The 19,090-nt window shown below is 58.3% G+C and carries 12 protein-coding genes; 5 read left to right on the forward strand and 7 right to left on the reverse strand.

Annotated features, from left to right (window positions below; genetic code table 11):
• Nucleotides 1-132: 132 nt before the first annotated feature.
• Genes F464_RS0116070 through F464_RS0116090 form a run of 4 tightly spaced genes read right to left on the reverse strand, consistent with a single transcriptional unit; the run spans nucleotide 133 to nucleotide 7,547 of the window.
• Nucleotides 133-2,373 carry a DEAD/DEAH box helicase gene (locus F464_RS0116070; RefSeq protein WP_018990863.1) on the reverse strand — a complete coding sequence of 747 codons (2,241 nt, stop codon included), beginning with the start codon at nucleotides 2,371-2,373 and terminating at the stop codon, nucleotides 133-135.
• Complete coding sequence (locus F464_RS0116075; RefSeq protein ID WP_018990864.1) at nucleotides 2,342-3,637, reverse strand: ATP-binding protein; 1,296 nt, start codon at nucleotides 3,635-3,637, stop codon at nucleotides 2,342-2,344. The genes F464_RS0116070 and F464_RS0116075 overlap by 32 nt, the downstream gene beginning before the upstream one ends.
• Complete coding sequence (locus F464_RS30440; protein ID WP_084600520.1) at nucleotides 3,634-5,148, reverse strand: TerB N-terminal domain-containing protein; 1,515 nt, start codon at nucleotides 5,146-5,148, stop codon at nucleotides 3,634-3,636. The genes F464_RS0116075 and F464_RS30440 overlap by 4 nt, the downstream gene beginning before the upstream one ends.
• Nucleotides 5,149-5,162: 14 nt before the next feature.
• A complete protein-coding gene (locus tag F464_RS0116090; protein ID WP_018990867.1) occupies nucleotides 5,163-7,547 on the reverse strand; it encodes a tellurite resistance TerB family protein in 2,385 nt (794 codons plus the stop codon).
• Between the two features lie 502 nt (nucleotides 7,548-8,049).
• Between F464_RS0116090 and F464_RS31000 the strand changes: the two genes are divergently transcribed.
• Nucleotides 8,050-8,961, forward strand: a complete 912-nt coding sequence (locus F464_RS31000) for a glyoxalase superfamily protein (protein ID WP_157353813.1) — start codon at nucleotides 8,050-8,052, stop codon at nucleotides 8,959-8,961.
• A gap of 808 nt (nucleotides 8,962-9,769) precedes the next feature.
• On the opposite strand, the gene F464_RS0116100 is transcribed toward F464_RS31000, so the two are convergent.
• Nucleotides 9,770-10,792 carry a phospholipase D family protein gene (locus tag F464_RS0116100; RefSeq protein WP_018990869.1) on the reverse strand — a complete coding sequence of 341 codons (1,023 nt, stop codon included), beginning with the start codon at nucleotides 10,790-10,792 and terminating at the stop codon, nucleotides 9,770-9,772.
• Between the two features lie 509 nt (nucleotides 10,793-11,301).
• On the opposite strand from F464_RS0116100, the gene F464_RS0116110 reads away from it, so the two are divergent.
• A complete protein-coding gene (locus tag F464_RS0116110; protein WP_018990871.1) occupies nucleotides 11,302-13,641 on the forward strand; it encodes an AAA family ATPase in 2,340 nt (779 codons plus the stop codon).
• Between the two features lie 357 nt (nucleotides 13,642-13,998).
• Here F464_RS0116110 and F464_RS0116120 read toward each other — a convergent pair whose 3' ends face one another.
• Nucleotides 13,999-15,060 carry an HNH endonuclease gene (locus F464_RS0116120; RefSeq protein ID WP_198292281.1) on the reverse strand — a complete coding sequence of 354 codons (1,062 nt, stop codon included), beginning with the start codon at nucleotides 15,058-15,060 and terminating at the stop codon, nucleotides 13,999-14,001.
• A gap of 1 nt (nucleotide 15,061) precedes the next feature.
• Nucleotides 15,062-15,451 carry an HIT family protein gene (locus F464_RS28810; RefSeq protein WP_040395329.1) on the reverse strand — a complete coding sequence of 130 codons (390 nt, stop codon included), beginning with the start codon at nucleotides 15,449-15,451 and terminating at the stop codon, nucleotides 15,062-15,064.
• Between the two features lie 330 nt (nucleotides 15,452-15,781).
• On the opposite strand from F464_RS28810, the gene F464_RS0116130 reads away from it, so the two are divergent.
• From F464_RS0116130 to F464_RS0116140, 3 genes are read left to right on the forward strand one after another with little or no spacing between them, the layout of a single operon-like run.
• Entirely contained in the window at nucleotides 15,782-16,618 is an 837-nt protein-coding gene (locus tag F464_RS0116130) for a vWA domain-containing protein (RefSeq protein ID WP_018990875.1), read from the forward strand.
• 6 nt (nucleotides 16,619-16,624) lie between these two features.
• Nucleotides 16,625-17,368 (forward strand): SpoIIE family protein phosphatase, encoded by a 744-nt coding sequence (locus F464_RS0116135; RefSeq protein ID WP_018990876.1) that lies wholly within the window; start codon nucleotides 16,625-16,627, stop codon nucleotides 17,366-17,368.
• Nucleotides 17,368-19,056, forward strand: coding sequence for a protein kinase family protein (locus F464_RS0116140; protein WP_018990877.1), 1,689 nt, complete (start codon nucleotides 17,368-17,370; stop codon nucleotides 19,054-19,056). Before F464_RS0116135 ends, F464_RS0116140 begins: the two co-directional genes overlap by 1 nt.
• Nucleotides 19,057-19,090: the final 34 nt, after the last annotated feature.

Raw genomic sequence — 19,090 nt, forward strand, 5'->3', positions numbered from 1 at the left:
ACCCTCTGTCGGGTCCAGCACCACCTAGCCTCCGACATGTAGGGCTGGGCACACTACCATGGGGCAGCCCTAGCGCAAGAATAAGTGTGGGGATGCCATGGCCGTCGAACGAGCTGGTCCCGACTGTGACCATCAGTTTGCGAGGCGTAGTGTTTCCGCCAAGCCACGTGCCTCGATAAGGTCGAGGTTTAGCGACGCATAAGACTTCCTTAGCATCTCGTCCGGCATCGCCCAGTCCCATTTCTCCCGCAGGATGTTCTTCGCATCGGCCAGAACCACCACAGGGTCAAGGACTGACATCTCGGCGATTTCGGCGAGCGCATCGAAGAGTCGGTCGGTGGAAACTCTCGGCACAGTCAGGGCAACACCTTCGTTTGTTGCCGCCAGCCCCACACCCGCCAACAGCATCGCCAGACCGTCATTCACCCAATCTCCCCGCCAGGTGAGCAAAACGACCTCATTGCCTCGCTGAAATAGCTGGACCGTATCCAGGTTCGCGCGGCGATAGAAATCCCGCGCTTCAGAGAGCAGGGCCGTAGCGCCCTGGTCGAGGAAAGGGACCGGTGCCTTGTCGCGCAACACTTCGCGCATCTCCTGACGGACCACATCATGGACCATGGCGCCGCCGCCATCGAATGACGGCGGTGCGCCTCCCTTGTCGGGGGTCACGACGATGACCTTCTTCTCCGTATCCACATCCAGGACGCGCCAACGACGTCCGGCGAAGATGATGCGTTGGCTGGGAACGAGAGGATGCGAGACCGGAAGGGAACCGAGCGTGCGTCCCTCGCATTGCAGACGGAACTCCTCGTCGGAGGCGAACGCGGCATAGAACTCGTAGTGGTTGACCAGTTTCTCGCCGACCTCACCGTGCAGCAGCAAACCCGAGCTGTCCTGCGTCAGCAGCTGCTTCTCGCCCATGTGCCGGAGCAAAAGGACGAAATCGTCGCGGTCGAAGCCTTCGAATGCGCCACCTTTCACCAGTGTCGCCCACAGCTCCCCGGCTGTGGCGCCGCCGCGCTCCGCAATAACCGACAAAATCTGCTGGATGAGGGTCGAGCCGTGAAGTCCGCCGACCAGCGGGGGCTCAAACCACCCGCGGATGAGAAGCCGCACCATGGCTATCGACTGGATGAGTCCTTCCCGAATGCAGTCCGACAGACTCGATTTCGGACCCAGCTCCGGCTCAATGCAATAGCCCCGAAGAATGGCCGCCTCACCCTTGCGTCGTCCGGAGCGCCCCAGTCGCTGCCGCAAGCTCGCCACAGAGGGTGGAGGGCCGACTTGGCAGATGCTCTTCACCGCACCAATATCGATGCCAAGCTCCAAGGTAGTCGTGCAGACGGCGGTCGCCGGCCGCGAACCGTCCTTGAGCGCCCGCTCGGCGTCCTCGCGGAATTCTTTCGAGAGACTGCCGTGGTGCGCCCAGAACTCGTTCGGTACATCGTTCCGTTCACAGTTTCGGCGCAGGAGGTCGGAGTAAAGCTCTACCTGCCGACGGCTGTTCGGAAAAACCAAGTTGTTCGACCCCCGCAGCACCTTGTAGAGATGCTCCGCGACTTCCAGCGTGCTTCCGTGTACGAGGTCCTCCATCTGGGGGTTCTCGAGGTCCGACTCGCTGTCGCTTCGAGGAGGTTTTTCAACATAGCCCTTGATGAGCACCTTCAGCTCTTGTCCGCCGTTCTTCGCCACGATGAGCTCGACAGAGCCTCCGTCCTCAGGACGCAGAAACTTTGCCGCAAGCGCCATATCGCCGAGCGTGGCCGACAGCCCGACCCGGGGAAGCCGGCGTCCCACCGTCCGCTCTAGGCGGTGAAGCAACGACTGGAGCTGCTTCCCTCGCTCAGCCCCGATGAAGGCATGTAACTCGTCGACCACGACATAGCGCAGCTTCGACATCAGCCCAGGCATCGCCGTCCCCCGCCGGACAAACAGCGCCTCCAGTGACTCGGGGGTGATGAGGAGCACGCCCTTCGAGTCTTTGATGAACTTGTGCTTACGGCTGGCCGCCACATCGCCGTGCCATGCGACCACGGGGATATCGAGGGACTCGCACAACCCGGTGAGCCGCCCCCACTGGTCGTTAATAAGCGCCTTTAGGGGGCTGATGTAAAGCACCGAGCCAATTTCCGGCTCATGGCGGAGCATGTGCGTGAGGATGGGGAAGAAGGCGGCCTCTGTCTTGCCTGCCGCAGTCGCTGCCGCGACAATGACGTCACGGTCCGCCTCGACGAGCGCGGGAATCGCCTTCTCCTGCGCATCACGCAGCGCCGTCCAGCCCTCTTGCCAAATCCAGCGTTGGATGCGCTCATCAAGCTGACCGAAGCTGTGCGAGGCAGCGTCAGAGCTTGAAGCTGGCGAGTTCGTCATCATCCCCTACCGCCATGTCCGCCGCGCCCCCTTGGTCCTGCTCCACCTCAACATAACCTAACAATTCCTTCCAGTCTGCCGAAGTGTTTTGCTCAAGCACGGCCAGGAGATTGATGAACGCCGTGATGGTCGTCCTAGGCGTGCGAAAGTACGCGTCACCAAGTCGCTTCGCGCAATGCTCCATGAACGTTGGTATGGCATCGTCAGGCACGAGATATTTCGCCGTGTCCCCCGAAGCGTAGACGTGCCGCAGCTTGTGCAGAAGAACATAGAAGTCTTCCGGGGTGAGGCTCGCAAGGCGCAGTACCGGTCCTGAATAGTCGACCATGCCGGCTTTCGCGAACGTGTTTTCCGCGAGGCGAGACTGCAGCGCCGCATAGCTGTACAACCCGCGACGCGTATCCATGAGGAACTCCGGGGTGCCACCCAGCACGAGGCCGAGGCCCTCCGCCGAGCCTTGGAGCGAATCGTTGAGGATGCGCAGAATCTGCTCGTAGTTTGCGTTGCGCGCCTGAGTGTTCGAGAGCTTGTACAGGTTCACCAGCTCGTCGAGGCAGACCATCAGGCCGCTATACCCGGCCAGCCGGACGAACCGGGCCAACAGCTTCAGCTGGTCGTAGATGGATGCATCGTCGATGATGGTACGCACGCCGAGCGCCGCGCGGGCGTCCGTCTTCGTGGTGAACTCGCCACGCAGCCAGCGAATGGCATCGGCCTTGAGCTGCTCATTGCCTTCGTCGAAACCGCGGCAGTAGGCTGCGATGACTTCCGCGAAATCGTATCCGTTCACCATCTCCGCCAAGTGGTCGAGCCGCTCCCGGACCACGGCCTCGCTCGATTTGCCGCTGGTCTTAGACTCGGACTTCGCTTGAGAAATGAATTTTTCGACGATGCCCGGCAACGCGCCACCGTCCGGTTTGGTTCGGGTGGAGAGGTTCTTCGCCAACTCCGCATACAGCGACCGTGCCTGCCCGCCGGTGGCGTGGAGGCGCCGGTCCGGGTTCAGGTCCGCATGCATCGTGACGAGCTTCTTCTCCATCGCGATGGCACGGACCAGGTTGAGGAAGAAGGTCTTGCCCGAGCCGTACTCACCGATGACAACGCGGAACCCAGAGCCCGAATCAGCAATGCGGTCCACATCCTTCATCAGAGCTTCGAGCTCCTTTACGCGCCCCACCTGAATCAGGTGCTGGCCCGCACGCGGAACAACGCCGGCGCGGAGGGATTGAATGACCGCGTCACGGTCCTTTGCGCGAATTGTGCTCATAGAGAGAGTCTCTCCAGAATGTCGTAGTTGATTTCAAGCGGGTCCTCCCCTTCGATTAGAGGAGAAGAGGCGATTTCAAGGGCCGCCTCATTAATTCGTTCAAGCGCACCGTCCAGCATCAACTGAAACTCCGTCGCAGCACCGTTCAACTCCTCCCGGCTCCATAGTTTTTGTTTTAAAAGAAGACGCAAAAAATCAGATAGCTCGCTATCCAACCCAAGAATACAGCACCTCGACGGGTCGTCTTTGCTAGGCATCTCTTGCGTTATGTGAACGTCCTCTACGGAATGACTCTTAAAAGTATCTGCCAACAACTCTGCAACAGCGGATGTCTCGCTTTGTATGACTGCAATCTTAGAATAATCAAGTTTTAATTTATTCGGACTCGCGTAAGACCGCTCTCTTTTTGGAGGCTGAAGAACGGGTTTGTGGCCAATAATACTTCGGCCGCCAATTTTGCTCACCAACGGTCCGTTGGTCGATTTTTTCGTTAAACCACCCGCAAAGGGCCGTACGGTTGAATTAATTTGCAGTTTTTCGCCCCTAACTCCGGGTTCGTCCGATTTGCGTTCGCCGAAATACCTGCTAGTTTTTGAACGACTTATTGCAACCCTCTCCGCGCATAAATCGATTAAACGCTGAAGTATACGCTTCGCGACAGACTGTCCGGCAGCTTCGACAGACCCAACGGAGTTGCAAAAAAACGGCGTATTAAAGAGGCTCCGCGACGCAGGCCTATAAACGAATTCGAGGGTCGACCGGGGAGATTCTAGATACAATCCATCCCCCAACTCTGACAAGAATATCTCCCTGAAAATATTAGAAAACAGGGACAAATCCGTCGCCAAAATCTTAGGAATATCAAAACCGGAATCGCCTAACACCCAAGACAGCGCCCAGTCTGGATGAAGAGCCACTTCATCAGCTGCAGCGTGACCAAGAGCAACTCGAAGGTGAATGAGTGTTTCCCTCGTCCGTTTTCGGACATTAGGAGGAGCTCTAAGGTACCCTCTTATTCCTGTGCACTCCGCATCAATATAGGCAAGAAAAAGCGTTGAAACAGTATAGAAAATCTCATTCGCAAAATACACGTCGCGCAAACGGGACACTTCGTTCCGGATAGACTCGACCTCAGAACAGGTGCCACCACTCAATTTCAAATCAACTAAAACGCGCCTTTCGAGACCCGCGTAAAACAAAAGCACGTTGCTGATATGTGTATCGGGACTACTTCTGCCGTCAAAGAGCCATGTGAGATAGGCTTTTCTTGCCTGAGGTGATGCGGCTGAGTAATTTGGACCGTAGCCCATCAATCCTATTCTTTGGTCAACTTCCCCCTCGAACACATCCAAGGACATATCAATTTTAGACGGCTCGTCAAGAATCTCTTCCGGGGCCGAACGCGAGCTGCAGTAAAGCAGGCCGCCAGTCAGCTCTAGTCCGGCCACTGTTATCGGCTGTCCAGCGGGAATCCATCCTTCTTTTAGTTCAGAGTTGATTGAAGCTACCATGGTGTTGTGCACCGTTATAGTGGGAGGGCTTCAAGAAGCTGAAGGTTAATTTCAATCGGGTCATCCCCGTCAGTCAGCGGTGCGTCAAAGGCATCGAAGGCGGCCTCGTTAATATGTTCAAGGGCGCCGTCGAGCATCAACTCCATGTCCGCCGCGGCATCTGCAAGTTCCGCTTTAACCCAGGAACGGCGAGAAATGAGCAATCTGAGGAAGGCCGAGTGGTCTGCATCGAGCCCGAGAATGCCGACGCTCCCCGGCTGCGACTCTTCTTCCGGCGCCGTAACTTCAGACTCCTGGACTTGCGGCGCGAGTTCTTCCACAAACACGTTGGCCAGAAGAGCCGAGACCTCAGCCGTCTCCTTCTGCAACTGGGCAATACGCACGGGGTCAAGCGAAAACCCGGCCGTCTTTTTCGGGGCCGCCTCGGTGGAGACTGGTGCTTCGGGCGCTTCGCTCGCGTGTAGGTCCGAATAGACGAGCTTGGCGTCAAGGTCCAACGCCTTGTACGTCCGCTCGAGGAACTTCACCTCCTGCGGACTGACCACTCCGTCGGCTTGGGTGAGATGTGCAAGGAACCGGACAATTGACCGTCGAGCATGACTTGCGAGCGGTTCCAGCTTTCTCTTAAGCGCCGCTAACGTAGGCGGTTGGTCGATACCTAGCCGCAGGTGTGCCTTCAATCTCTTCCGGTGCCCAGGACTGAGATGCGACCACGAATCGACGTGTCGCGTCAGCAAGAGCAGTTCGTGAGCAGAGGCCTCGCCATCCGAGTGCGCGGTCGCGCACGCGAGGTCGAGAGTAACCGCAGCAGCTTGGTACACCGGCGCGGTACGCGCCTCCCCGTCCTCGGGAAGCGTGGCGAACAGGGCAATTTTGTCTTCTGCTTTAGGGATTCGATTGCCGGCAAGCACATCCGGCTCCATTCCCAAATGCAGACTCTCCAACGCGTGAACCAACCCGAGGACCTTGTCTCGCGACAGCGGCCCGGCGCTCTTCAGGCGCCCCGACAGCTCGCCAAACGTCATGACCAGAAGTCCGTCGCCGACACGTGACTTCAGCTCCTCAAGTTCCGACTTAACCGGAACAGGCCATATCTCAACCGGCAACTGCAACAGCCCTTCCAATGACTGGGCCTTGTCGGGGTTCCGCCCTACAAATCTGCTATAGGGGTCAAGGGACACAGTGCAGTCGTCGACAAGGGCCTGAAGCTTTTGAAGCGGTCCCTTTACCGCAGACACGTCGGGAAGGTCGCCGAGGCTCCTGGAGAAGAGCTGGCCTCCAAATCCCCCCGACGCGGGCCTGTAGGAGAACTGAAGCTTGGTACGATTTTGCTTCAGCACAATCCCTTCCCCGTGCGCCTCGGTGTACCGTCGCATGAAGAGTTGTTCGAACTCAGCACTGCATCGATTGACCGCGGTCCGACGAACGATATTTGGGTCGGCGAGCACCCAGGCGTGCGCCCAACTGGCTGGAACCGCCTTTTGGTCTGCTGCAAGCTGGCCCAAACCGACCTTCAAGGGTAGCGGGAGCTCGTACGTCTGTTCGCCAACAGACGGCGGCGGGTTCAGATAAGTCTTGGGAGAAAACCCCTCGCTTTCCAGATACGCCAAGAAGTTCGTCGCGTACTGACGAAACGAGTTGCTCTGCCGGTAAATACCAAGAAGCCGGCGGACCTCTGCCTTGATGGCCGGGATATCGGCTGAAGCGACGGAGTCGTGGGGGGCTTCCATCAGAATCCGACGTTCCAGCCCGTAGAAGAACAAGAACACGTATCCGATGTTGGCCGCTGGGTCCTTCCGACCTCCCGCGAGCCATTGAAGGTAAGCACGGCGCGCATCCGGAGTGATGGTCGAGTAACTCGGCCAGTAGTCCGTCAGGCGCAGGGAGACATCAACGGCGCTCGAGGTCACCTTGAGCGCGGGGTTAATTAACGCCGGTTCCACCCCATATCCCGAACGCGGACCCGAGCCAAGGTACAACAAGCCGCCAGGGATGCTGAATCCGGCAATGCTGACGGTTTCCCCGGCCGGTATCCACCGGCACTTCTCCGACGTGCCTGGGGGAGCGGCGGGAATTTGATGCTCAGCGACACCGCGCTCCGTGGAAAGGACAAATGACCCGAAGCTCTCATCCTCCGTGCGGGTTGTCTTTAGGCGGGCGGGTTCCTGCGTCTGCGCGGCGGCGAAAGTTTTTCTGGTCGACAACGGCGCCGAAGGAGGCACAGGCGATGGCTCAGGGGGTGACGCGGACACCGCGGGGCTCACCTCCTTCTTTGCTCCGAATATCTTGGCGCCCGCCCAGAGGACCAAGGCGACACCCCCGATGACCAGTAACACGCCCCATACCTCTTTCGGGATGGAAGCCAAGAACCACACCACCAGTGCGATTCCTATCAGCACGCCACTTCCGCCAGATTTTCTTCTTGCCATGGGACGTAAGCTCTCGAGTTGAGGACGGGGGCCGTACGCCCAAAGTCCTGGACATCATCTGTCTATGGTATTGCTCCAGGATGCAGACCCGCAACATTCATGCTCCATACATTTGTCAAGGATGCGTGACGCATCACGCATCCCTTATAGCAACACAGGAACGGTGCGGTAAGTCTCCTACGAGCGTAGCCGCATGAACGAGAAAGGGTCAGAACGAGATTCGCGGTTGTAGGTGTTACGGGGAGGAGCAAGGCGAACAACCGCTTGGGCCTCGCGCGGCTCAGCCGTTGCAGGGCGCGCCCGTATGGCATATCATCACCTCCGGCTTAGGGAGCCAGCCCCTCCCGCCCCTGATGGGGCACGGTGAATCCCTGTAGTTCGCAGTTGAGATTTTTTCGTCTTGCTCCACAACTGAGCACAGAACGGAAATGGGAGGCCCTGTTCTATCGCGTGCTCATGCGAGGAGTAAGGCATGTCTCATCTCACCTCTTTTGAAGCCAAGCAGCTTGCTGCTTATCTCAAGGCTTCTTGTTCGTTTGTCTCCGTATCCCTCAAGCATGGTCAATGGCTGAACGCCATCTCGCACTCTGATGGCTTCCGTGACTGGAACGCAATGGCCGCTACTGTGCCTGATGTGCCAGAAACGACGTGGGGCCAGTGGTATGACGTGTTCTTTGGCGTCGCACGTGTCATTGTCGAAGGGCAAGTGGCATCCGAGCATTTCGTATGGTCGCGCAACAGCGCAATTAGCCGGCACGAAACGGCAACTTTCCTTGCGCAGTCTGTCTTCGACCGCATAGGAAAAAATGTCCGGGGAACTCCATTTGAGTACTCACAGCCGGATAGCTCTCGCTCTGTGTCCTATGCGTCAGACCGAGACCGCTTACGTCGGTGGAGCAAGTTCCCGTGGACCCCGGTAGCACCGATTGTGATTGCCTCGTCAAGACCAAAAATCACATTATTTCTGTGGTGGCTGAACGAGCAATACACCATGGCCGAGTACTACCCGGAGCGCGAACGCCGGTTCAAGTATCAATCGCTCATGTTTGACGATGACGGCTATGAAGCGTCCCTCACGGACAACTTCCTGACGCAGCTGACGGGGATAGCTCGCCCCAAGAGGAAGTGTTTATACGTACCCGAACTCCCCAACGGCCCAGAGGATTCGTTCGTCCCTGTGGTTGTTCAAGAAGGTTGCCGCGACGGGGAGCTGACGTCGTTCAACTTTGGCTTTGACAGGGAGGAAGCCTTTGGCCGCGCCCTGTCATTGAACCGCGAGAAAGGCACAACTTCGTCAGACATGTGTGCAATTTCTCGACGATTCCGTATGTACGAGCCGCACGACGAAGAAGTTTTCGAAGACTACTCGCATTATGACGATTGAGCATTTACCTATCGGAAGGGGACATCTATGACCGCATACCACTACCAGTGTGCAGCCTGCTGCTGCACGCTTTATGCAGACGCGCTTCCGGAAGGGGAGAATTATTGCTACGTCACGAACGGCGAGCTTTGTTCGTCATGCCAAGCGCAGCAAGAGGCTTGGGCCGACGATGACGATGACTAAGATGAAGCCGGTTTGAATTCCGGCTTTTATCCACTAGGGCACCAGGTGCGGGATTGTATAATTCACGACGCAATCCCGCGCGCCGTGCATCCAATTCAGAGGCCGCAGAATAAGCGCCGGCGATACCGACCTTAATTAGAAACGACTAAACAGAATTACCCAATCCAATGCAGCCCCCTCGAGAAAATCAGTTCCGCACTTGAGGCGGGCAATGACATCAAGCTGTTGGGCTTTGGAGGTTTTCAGCTTCGTGTCAAGCCGGAGCTCCCGGGACGGAACACCAATAAGGGGCGAAAGAACTGTCGTTACAGCTCGGCGCGTGGTGACCATTCAACTGAGCCAGAAGTTGACGGTGGTGGTGAGCCAAGTTGCGAGCAAGAAACAAAACTGACGCGAGACAGACACTCTCACAACTGGAGCTTCGAGGCTTGGCCGCAGGGGCGAACCGGAACTCGCATAGGTCCTCGGTTGCGCTCATACGGCATACGCGTAAGATGAAGCGGTAGGACTTGAGACGGGAAAGAGCGGGCGATACACTGTCCGTTACCGTGTTACCTCGCCTCGGGTCGAAACCTCGAACCCGCCCCGATTTGATGCGCCTACCGCCCCTTGCGCGCCCCAGGCCTCAGTCGAACAGCGCGGAGAAGGGGGCGACCAGCGACTCGTCGCCTTTGGGTTTGCTGTTCCAAAGACGCAGAATCCGGGCTTTCCCGTCGACCTCTTCGTTTAGTTTCGCCTGAATTGCCTTGGCTTCCCTCGCCCCAAAAGGGAACTCCTCGATGCCAGATGCGACTTGGACGATTTGCAAGGAGGAGTCCTCGCCGGTCTCCGTCATAAAGTGCGCTACATCCAGGGCCGGGAGTCGGCGGTAGCAAGTGTCGTCGACCACGGCCTTTTTGCTTCTCCGTTTGTACCAGACGTCGATAATGACTGCATCCACGGGCAGGCCGGGCCACTGCTCATAGAAATCCAGCACAGATTCCTCGCAGGTCTCCGCCGTCGCTTTTCGGTCCTCGCGCTGTTTAATTCTTTCGCATTCACGGCTAGCCTGCTCCGACGCTTCCGTGCAGTAAATTGCTAGGAATACCCGCTTTCCGTCCCAGTAGTCCTTGTCGAAGAACTCGTCGAAAATAAACCGCCCGGCATGCTCTTTGTTGGTAAGGGCCCGTCTGCGGTCCCAGTTGGCTTGGGCGAGGGCAAGGTCAGCCTCTTCAATCTCCTGGGCAGCCAGCCAAAGCGTCTCGAGCCAAGGGCGTACATCCGCCAGGACGTCAGCATCCTCCGTCCGCAAACCGGCTTCGCGCCAGCCTGCACACTGCTGGCCTTGCAATGCCAATCCATTTGTGGAGCAATTCGCGGAGCCGATGACAGCCACTTCATCGCCACAGACGACCTTGGCGTGCAAGTCGTTCAGTTGCCGGACTGCGACCCGCGGCACCAGCGTCTGAAGTTTCCGGATGGTCATTGGATTCGTGCCGCCGGACGTTAGGTTGCAGATGACGCGTACCTCGGCACGCGCCGGCAACTGTTTGAACAAGGTGTCTGCGTCTTTCCCCCAGAAGGCGACCGCCAGATAGACCACCTGCTTGTTTTCGGACTTGAGGACGTCCTTCACCGCCTTAAGATAGCCATTACCTGTCACAAACATCTTCCCTCCTTCGCTTTTGTTCTAGTCATTCGAGGTACGGCGCATCTTACTATTTCGGCAGTGCAAGGAACTCTTCAGCGACGCAGTCACGTCAGTGGCGTTCAAGACGAGGCGTTAGCACCTTGTAGCTTCGCATGAAGAAATCTCCCTTCCTGCGGCACGCTTTGCTCGTGGAGTCGCTCGCACCGGTCACGCCAGCAAGACTGGCACTCTCTGGTTCGTATCACGCCGCGGCGGCCTGCCCTAGCACTGCTCGCCGCGCTAGTCCATCCAGGTAAAAGACGAACAGCACGTCGGGCATCTCCTCGACCACCACCTGCTCGTAGAGCACGAACCCTTGCCTTCGGCCAAGACATTTCGCAGCCCGACGGGTGATGGCCCATCTCAGGTTCGCCTGAGGCAAGACGAGCACACTGGCAGCCTTATCCTTTCAGACTCTCATCCCGACCTCCCTATACCAACCTCGCCTCCTGTCATGCAGTAAGATATAAGCATAAGAGGGAGGCACAATGAAGCTCATGCGCTTTGGCAAGGTTCGCGGCCACAGGATTTTCAAGAACTTCACTTGGCCGGCCACCTTGGAGGAGTTTGGGCGCTTCAACCTCATCTACGGATGGAACGGCACCGGGAAAACGACACTATCCGGGCTTTTTAGGTCTATCCAAGCAGGCACAGGCGTCCTCGAAGGCGATGTCGACTTTGTCTTCGACGGCATGACCGTTTCCGGCAAGTCCCTATCTCAGACGGTGCTACCGCAGGTGCGCGTCTTCAATCGCGATACTGTCGCACGCAGCGTCTTCGAAAGCAGTGGCGGAGCCCTTGGTCAGTTGCCGCCTGTCTTTGTGTTCGGCGAAGAAAGCGCCGAGAAGCAGCAACAACTTGATGCGCTCAAGGCAAGCGTGCCAGCACTCACCGAGTCCATCCGAGCGGCCTCGGCCCAAGAGACGAAAGCCAAGAAGGACCTCGACGACTTCGCCACAAGCACTGCACGCTCAATCAAAAATTTGTTGGTTGCCCCAGGCGGCAGCTTCAACAACTACAACGCAGCCGACTTCAGGGCGAAGATGTCAGTTTTCGCCAGTTCGCCCACGCCTCAGCTGTCACCAGAGGAACGCCAAGGTTTGCTCGACCTGAAGGATGCGCAGCCGATGGCCGCAGTGCAGCTGCCGCCGGTCGCCTTCCCTGATGTAATGAAGCTCCAGCAGGAAGCGCGAGAAGCTCTCCGCAAGACCGTCGTGTCCGCCGTCATTGAAGAATTGGCAGCAAATCCGACCGTAGCTGCCTGGGTCGGCAGCGGCCTACCGCTGCACACCGATGGCGATGTCACGACCTGCAAGTTCTGCAATCAACCGTTGCCTGCCGAGCGCCTTCGCCGGCTTGAGGCGCACTTCAATGACCAGTTCCGCCAGTTCACTCAGAATTTGGCGGGCTTGGTTGGACGCATCGAGCGGGAGGCTAGCGCTCTGGACGTTGTCAGCCTTCCTGGCAGCAAGGACCTCTACCCCGAGCTTCGGGCGGACTACGAGGCGGCCTGTGCTGAGTTTAAGGGTCACCTGAATAATGTCCGAGGCGGCCTTTTCGCTCTTGCTACTGCAGTAAAGGTCAAGCAGGAGCGAGTCTTCGAAAACTTGGAGCTTGAGAACTTGCTGTTGGGCGGTAGCGGCGTGTCGCAGCCCGAACAGTCCCTCTTGTCGAGATTGCTGAACGCTCTCTCCGCTGGCCTGCCAACCATTGGCGAGTTCATGGGTAAGCGCGCACTCGAGCGCATCCGGCTCTTGGTCACCAAGCACAATGCCAAGACTGAGTCATTTGCCGAGCGGGTCAAATTAGCGCGCGAGAAACTGCACCTTCACGAGCTGGCGATTTGCCTCTCCGACTGGACCGAAAGGCAGAACCAGCTTGACGAGGCGGAGAGGGCACATAAATCAGCTCAGGAAGCTCGGGCGGACACCGAGAGAATGATGCATGCCCTTGAAAAGGACATCCGAGACCATCGCCAGCCCGCCGACGAGTTGAACCGAGAATTGGTTGCCTATCTCGGACACGATGAAATCCGCTTCGAGGTCGAGGAAACCGGATACCGGCTGACTCGGCGGGACGGAGCTGCCACAAACCTGAGTGAGGGGGAGCGTACGTCTATTGCGTTCCTGTACTTCCTCAAATCGCTTCAAGACCGGTCCTTCGACGTTGAGAGCGGAATCGTTGTGATTGATGACCCCATCTCGAGCCTCGACACGAACACCATCTTCAATGCATTTGGCTTCATGAAACGCAGGCTGAGCGAGGCGGGCCAGCTCTTTGTTCTCACCCACAACTACACCTTTCTGCGGCAGGTGCGGAACTGGTTCTCGTTCATCAACCGAAACAAGGTCAAACGAGGACTCGAGGCGCGCTTTTACATGCTGAAAGCCACTTTCACGGACGGGAAGCGAAGTTCGACTCTCGAAGCCCTGGACCCATTCCTGCGCAACTATGAATCCGAGTACCACTACCTCTTCAAGCGAGTCGTTGAAGCAAGCTCGCTCCAGAACGGGGCACCCCTACAGACATATTACGAACTGCCCAACCTAGCACGACGCTTGCTAGAGGCTTTCCTTGTGTTCAAGGTTCCGGACCACCCTAGCTTACATGCACGGCTGGAGGCTATCGACTTTGACGGCCCGAAGAAGACCCGAATTCTGAGGTTCTTGGACACGCACTCCCACGCCGAACTGATTGCCGAAGGGCATGACGAAGCATCTGCGTTGGCCGAAGCTCCTGAAGTATTACGTGACCTTCTCGCGCTCATAGAGGAGTGCGACGTGCAGCACTTCACGCGAATGAAGCAGACGATTGCGGATAGCAACTAACCAGAACGAGAGCTAAGCGAAGGTTCGCACTATGCAGAAAGGTCGCCTCCTCTGCACTGCCGTCAGGCGAGGCAAGCCCAAGCGTCCGTCCTCGAGTCACCGCGCGTCATCACCATTGTTATGGCGGCCAGCGTCAACGAACGGAAGCCGTGCCCCCCCTGGTCATCTTGCCGTTCACAGCGCAGTTTCGCGATGAGGTACAGCGCGCTCCGCCGGGCGCTTTCCCTTTGAATGAGCGCGCAAGGCCTCCCACACAACCTCGTCTTTTCCGAAAGTCCGGCCAGCGGCATAAGGAGGTTCATTCCGCACATTGCGAGGCGGTTCGCGCAGTTTGCCGGAATACTGGCGGAAGCGCCGTCAATCGAAACAAGTCGCATACGAGTCATCGATGGAGGTGTAGTAGTTGGCCTTAAGCCAGGCTTTGCTTCGACCGCTCAGCGCGCTCGTATAGGCCCAGGCGCCTACTTGCCGGGTCACTAACCGGTCCGTCTGAAATCCCGCAGCCGAACCAATCTCGGCTAGCGCATCCCCCTTGTCGTGAAGTCTCTCCAACCACCTCTCAAGGTGCGGCAGGGCTGCCAGGGTGTCGGACTTGCTTCGGTTGCATGACGGATGCGCCAGAACGAGGTTGTGTGCTAGGTCTCGGGGATACAGCGAGAAAGGGATGTAGTGGTCCACGTCCGCGGTGCTGACCGCATTCCCACAGTAGAAGCACTTGGTGCCGTCGAGCTTACGCAGACCAGCAGCCATCACCTGCAATGACTGCCTTGAGGACGAAAACAGGAAGTCCTCCAAATCGTCTGCAGCACCGAGGATGCTCTGGTTGCGGCTGTTCTGCTTGATGTGGTCAATCCAGTGCGTACGGGCCAGCTGCTGCACGAGGGGGTAGAAGCGCCGTAAGCAGTAGGCGACGCCCGGTTTTAAGCGCACCTTCCCTGCGCCAGCGCGTTCGTACAGGAACTCGTCCGTCCCCCCTCCGAAGTTCTGGAGGTAGTTAAGCGGCTGTGCAGAGACCGTGCTGGTGACAACGCTCACGAGTGCCCGGAAGCCTGGCTGTCGGGCCGCGGCTTGAGGGGAAGTCGCGGCGCAGTTCGCCCGAAAGGTGCTGATGGCTGAAACCACCGCGGCTTGGGCACCGTTGTTCTGCACGAGGACCGCAGGAGCACTGCTCGGGTGGCCTGAGCTGTACGGAAGACTGTGTTGCCAGTAGAGAGCGATGAAACGCTCACCAATCTGCCGATTAGCCAGAATCAACTCACTTCCATCATCGGCGCCGAGCTCGACCGCCAAGTCGGCCAGGGAGATGAGCAGGGCAAATTTGTACGTCGCAGTGAAATCCCCCTCGCCGAAGAGGCGCTGCAGCTTCGTCAGGAACCACAGCTGGGCTTCCGGGGATGGCGGGGGCAACGGCGGCGGCACCTTAACGTCCTGACCAGTAATCGGCCTTGCCCGGGATGACCCAGCGAACTCCGCCCCGCGGGTCGGCAGCATCCCCCAGAAAGCGTGGAATCAGATGCAGGTGGAGGTGTGGCACGGTCTGGCCCGCCGCCTCGCCGTCATTGATGCCGATGTTGTACCCGTTCGGCTGATGCTCAGCATCGACGGTGGCTTTTGCCTGGTCGAGAAGTCCCAGTAGGGCTGCTCGCTCGCAGGTGCTAGCGTCGAAGAACGAGCCGATGTGACGTTTCGGGATGATGAGGCTATGCCCAAGCGAGACGGGGAAGCCGTCGTAAATCCAGAGTGCGTAGTCGTTCTGAGCGACGATGCGCGCTGCAGGTAGCGTGCAGAATGGGCAGTGGCGCGATTCCATACGGAAATCATAGCCACTTCGCTGGGATGTGTGTGACTGAGGCATCAGCACAGCGAGTGTGCACGATGCGTTACGTGCGCGCTCAGTCGCCTGGTCGCTCAGACCACCCACGGATAGCCCTCACCTTCCTGTGCACGAAATGGCGTTGCAGGGGCGCGTCACCGAACCCGAGCAATCCCGGGTCGCTCCCGGCCGAAGTCATGCTGTTTGGGACAGCTTTGTGCCGAATTGTGGATGGGGCTATGTTAAATTCGTAAGACTTGCGGCGGTGGCGGAAATGGCTGCTGTTGCGTTCGCAGTCTCGATTTCGAACACTATTAGGAGAAGTTTGTGGCCTATCAAGCACCTATCCAGCGAACGGACCCAACGGCGTTTCTGTTTTTGGTCGACCAATCCGGGTCGATGACAGACCGAATGGCCAACAGTGACAAGACGAAGGCCCAGTTTGTCGCGGACGTATTGAACCGCACGCTGATGAATCTCGTGACCAGGTGCATGAAGGCGGATGGCGTTCGGGACTACTTCGAGGTCGGCGTCATCGGGTACGGGGACGGCGACGCGCGTAACGGACTGCAAGGCTCGTTGGCCGGTAAAATTCTGCATCCGATTTCAAGCATCGAGGCAGGTCCGCTCCGAGTGGAAGAGCGGAAACGCAAGGTGGATGACGGTGCAGGCGGCATTATTGAGCAGGCGGTCAAGTTCCCGGTTTGGTTCGAACCCGTTGCGAACGGCGGTACCCCTATGTGTGCGGCCATTACCCGCGCCGCCGAGGAGCTGGCCGCTTGGTGCGACGCGCACCCGAACAGCTATCCTCCGACGGTGCTTCACGTGACCGACGGAGAATCGACCGACGGGGACCCAGAATCCTTGGCAGACACCCTCCGACAATTCAGGACCAACGACGGGAACGTCCTTATCCTGAATCTGCACGTCAGCTCTAGGCCGGGCAATCCGATTTCATTCCCGGCGTCCGATTCGAGCCTTCCCGACCAATACGCGAAACTCCTGTTCCGGATGTCATCCCAACTGCCGGAACACCTTATTAAGGTTACCCAGGAGAAGGGGCACAACGTCTCGTTTGAGTCGCGGGGGTACGTGTTCAACGCCGAGGCGGGCGAAATCGTTGATTTCTTCGATATCGGAACGCGCGCATCCCAGCTGCGGTAGGTACGCATGCGCCTTGTCGTCGAACTCGCAGCTACAGTCGCCAAGGACCCCGCCCGGCCCGAACTGAACGAAGACGCGTGGGCAATGTCTGCGAGCGGGGACCGCCTCGCGGTCTCCGACGGTGCCTCGGAGTCCTACGACTCGCAGACTTGGGCGAAGCTCTTGGTTGAGCGCTATGTCTGGGACAACAAATTCAACGTCGAATGGCTGGACGAGGCGGTGTCCGAGTACGTCGCTTCAATCGACATCGAAACCTTGTCGTGGTCTCGGCAGGCAGCGTTCGAGCGAGGAAGCTTTGCCACGCTGATGGGCGCCGAGCTTGCACCGAATGGGCAGGACCTTGAGGTTCTTGCTGTCGGAGATTGCCTCGCAGCGCACCTTCGTGATGCGGAATTACTTACAACGTTTCCCTTCACCGAGGCCGCGGAGTTCGACGCCCGACCACAGCTTCTTGCCACGGTACCCAGCGCTAATGAATTCCTGCGAGAGCCGGGTTTTTTCGAGCACAACTCGTCGCGGTCATGGCAAGTCCAGAAGGGCGATGTTCTCCTCTTCGTCACCGATGCTGTCGGGCAGTGGATGTTGAGGGAGCGAGATGCCGGCGACGAGTGCCCTATTGCGCTCTTGGCCGCCGTCGTGGACGAAATGGAGTTTCAGGCGCTGATTGTTCGCCTCCGAAACGAAAAGCGCATCAGGCTGGACGATTCGACGGTTGTTCGGGTGCGAATCTCCGGAGAGTCGGCTCAGTAATGGCATACCCGTCCCTCGAACAGTATCAGGAGACACTACAGCACCCGGCCAGCGCTTTCGCCGACCCGCTGCTGGCGAAGGGGCGAATTCGGACGTCCGGGCTCGGATTACCGGTAGTCGTCTCAGGTGGGTTCGCACTCACTTATGCTGTCGAGCTGTCGCCGGGCAAAAAGTACGCGGTTCGTTGCTTTCATCGGGAAGCGAAGGACCTTGAAAGACGCTACGCGGCCATTTCGAGGAAGCTGCAGGGGCTCAATTCCAGTTACTTTGTTGACTTCGAGTTTCAGCCGCGAGGTGTCAAAGTCGGCTCCGCCCAATACCCGGTCGTCAAGATGGCATGGGCGGAGGGCGAGACCCTTGGGGAGTTCGTCGAGGGGAACTACTCCGACAGGGCAAAGCTGACCCAACTCCTGGCGTCGCTTACCCTGCTTGCCGAATATCTGGAGAAGAACGGAATCGCGCATGGCGACCTTCAGGAGGGGAACCTCATGGTCGCCGACGGCGGACGGCGCCTGCAACTCATCGATTACGACGGGATGTTTGTTCCTGAGATAGCCTCGCTCGGGGGCTCCGAGATGGGGCATCGCGACTATCAGCACCCGAATCGCGGTCCGGCCGATTTCGACGCAAAGCTGGACCGATTTTCGTTCATCTCCCTGAACTTAGCACTGCGCGCGCTTTGTGAGCGGCCTTCTCTATGGAACTCGTCGCAGAGCGGCGCCGGTGTGATTCTGTTTCGGGCGAACGATTTCAAGGACCCCGGCGCGTCCCCGACACTCTCCGACATCAGGCAGATACCGTCACTAGCACGTGACGCACAGAATTTCCTTTCCGTTTGTGCCGGCCGCATCTCTGACGTTCCTGCACTTCGCGACTTCCTCGCGGGCACCGGAATCCCGTCGGTCAAGGTGGAAGCGGTAACCTCAAGGTCGCAGGCCCGAGCCGGCTACATCAGCCAGTACCCAGTCCTCAATGCCGGGGACTACGCTGCATTTGCCCGAAGCATCGGCAGGATGGTCGAGTTGGTTGGCAAGGTAGTAGATGTTAGCGAGAGCAGGAGCAAGTACGGAAAACCGTACATATTTGTGAATTTCGCTCCTTGGACCGGAAAGTGCGTGAAATTAGCAATTTGGAGCGACGCGCTCGGAAAGGGAGGGAATCGACCAACTAAGGCGTGGGTGGGCAAATGGGTGACCATACGCGGACTCGTTGAGCCCGTGTATAGCAACCCCAAATTCAAGTACGAGCACATCTCGATAACCGTTGCTGCGCTGTCACAGATAAGCGAGCTGACTCAAGGGGAGGCGCAGTATCGCTTGGAGGCACCTACGCGGACTACGACTGCACCAACTGCGCCTAGCGCCCGCACCAATCAGGAAGTGCTCGAAGGAATCAGGCTCGGGGCTAGTGGAGCAGCACGGCCGACACCCGCATCTGGCACCGGGGGAAGCGTCACTAGAGGGGCTACGGCAAATCAACAGCTACTCGATAACATTCGGCAGCAATCACGGCAGTCGACACCACCGGGAACGGGTGCGCGACCAGCCGCAGGCTCTGCTAATCGGCCAGTCGGGGTCGGGCAACCTCATTACAAAGTGCCACCGACTAGTGCGCCAAAAAGTTCGGGAGTCCCCTGGTGGGTCTGGGTTCTCGGCGCGATTGTGTTTTTCGTATTGACCCGAAGGTAGTGAGTGCTGCCTCAGCTCGTCGGCGTGGCCGCTT

The organism is Aromatoleum toluclasticum ATCC 700605 (assembly GCF_000378245.1).
In the GTDB taxonomy this organism is placed as follows: domain Bacteria; phylum Pseudomonadota; class Gammaproteobacteria; order Burkholderiales; family Rhodocyclaceae; genus Aromatoleum; species Aromatoleum toluclasticum.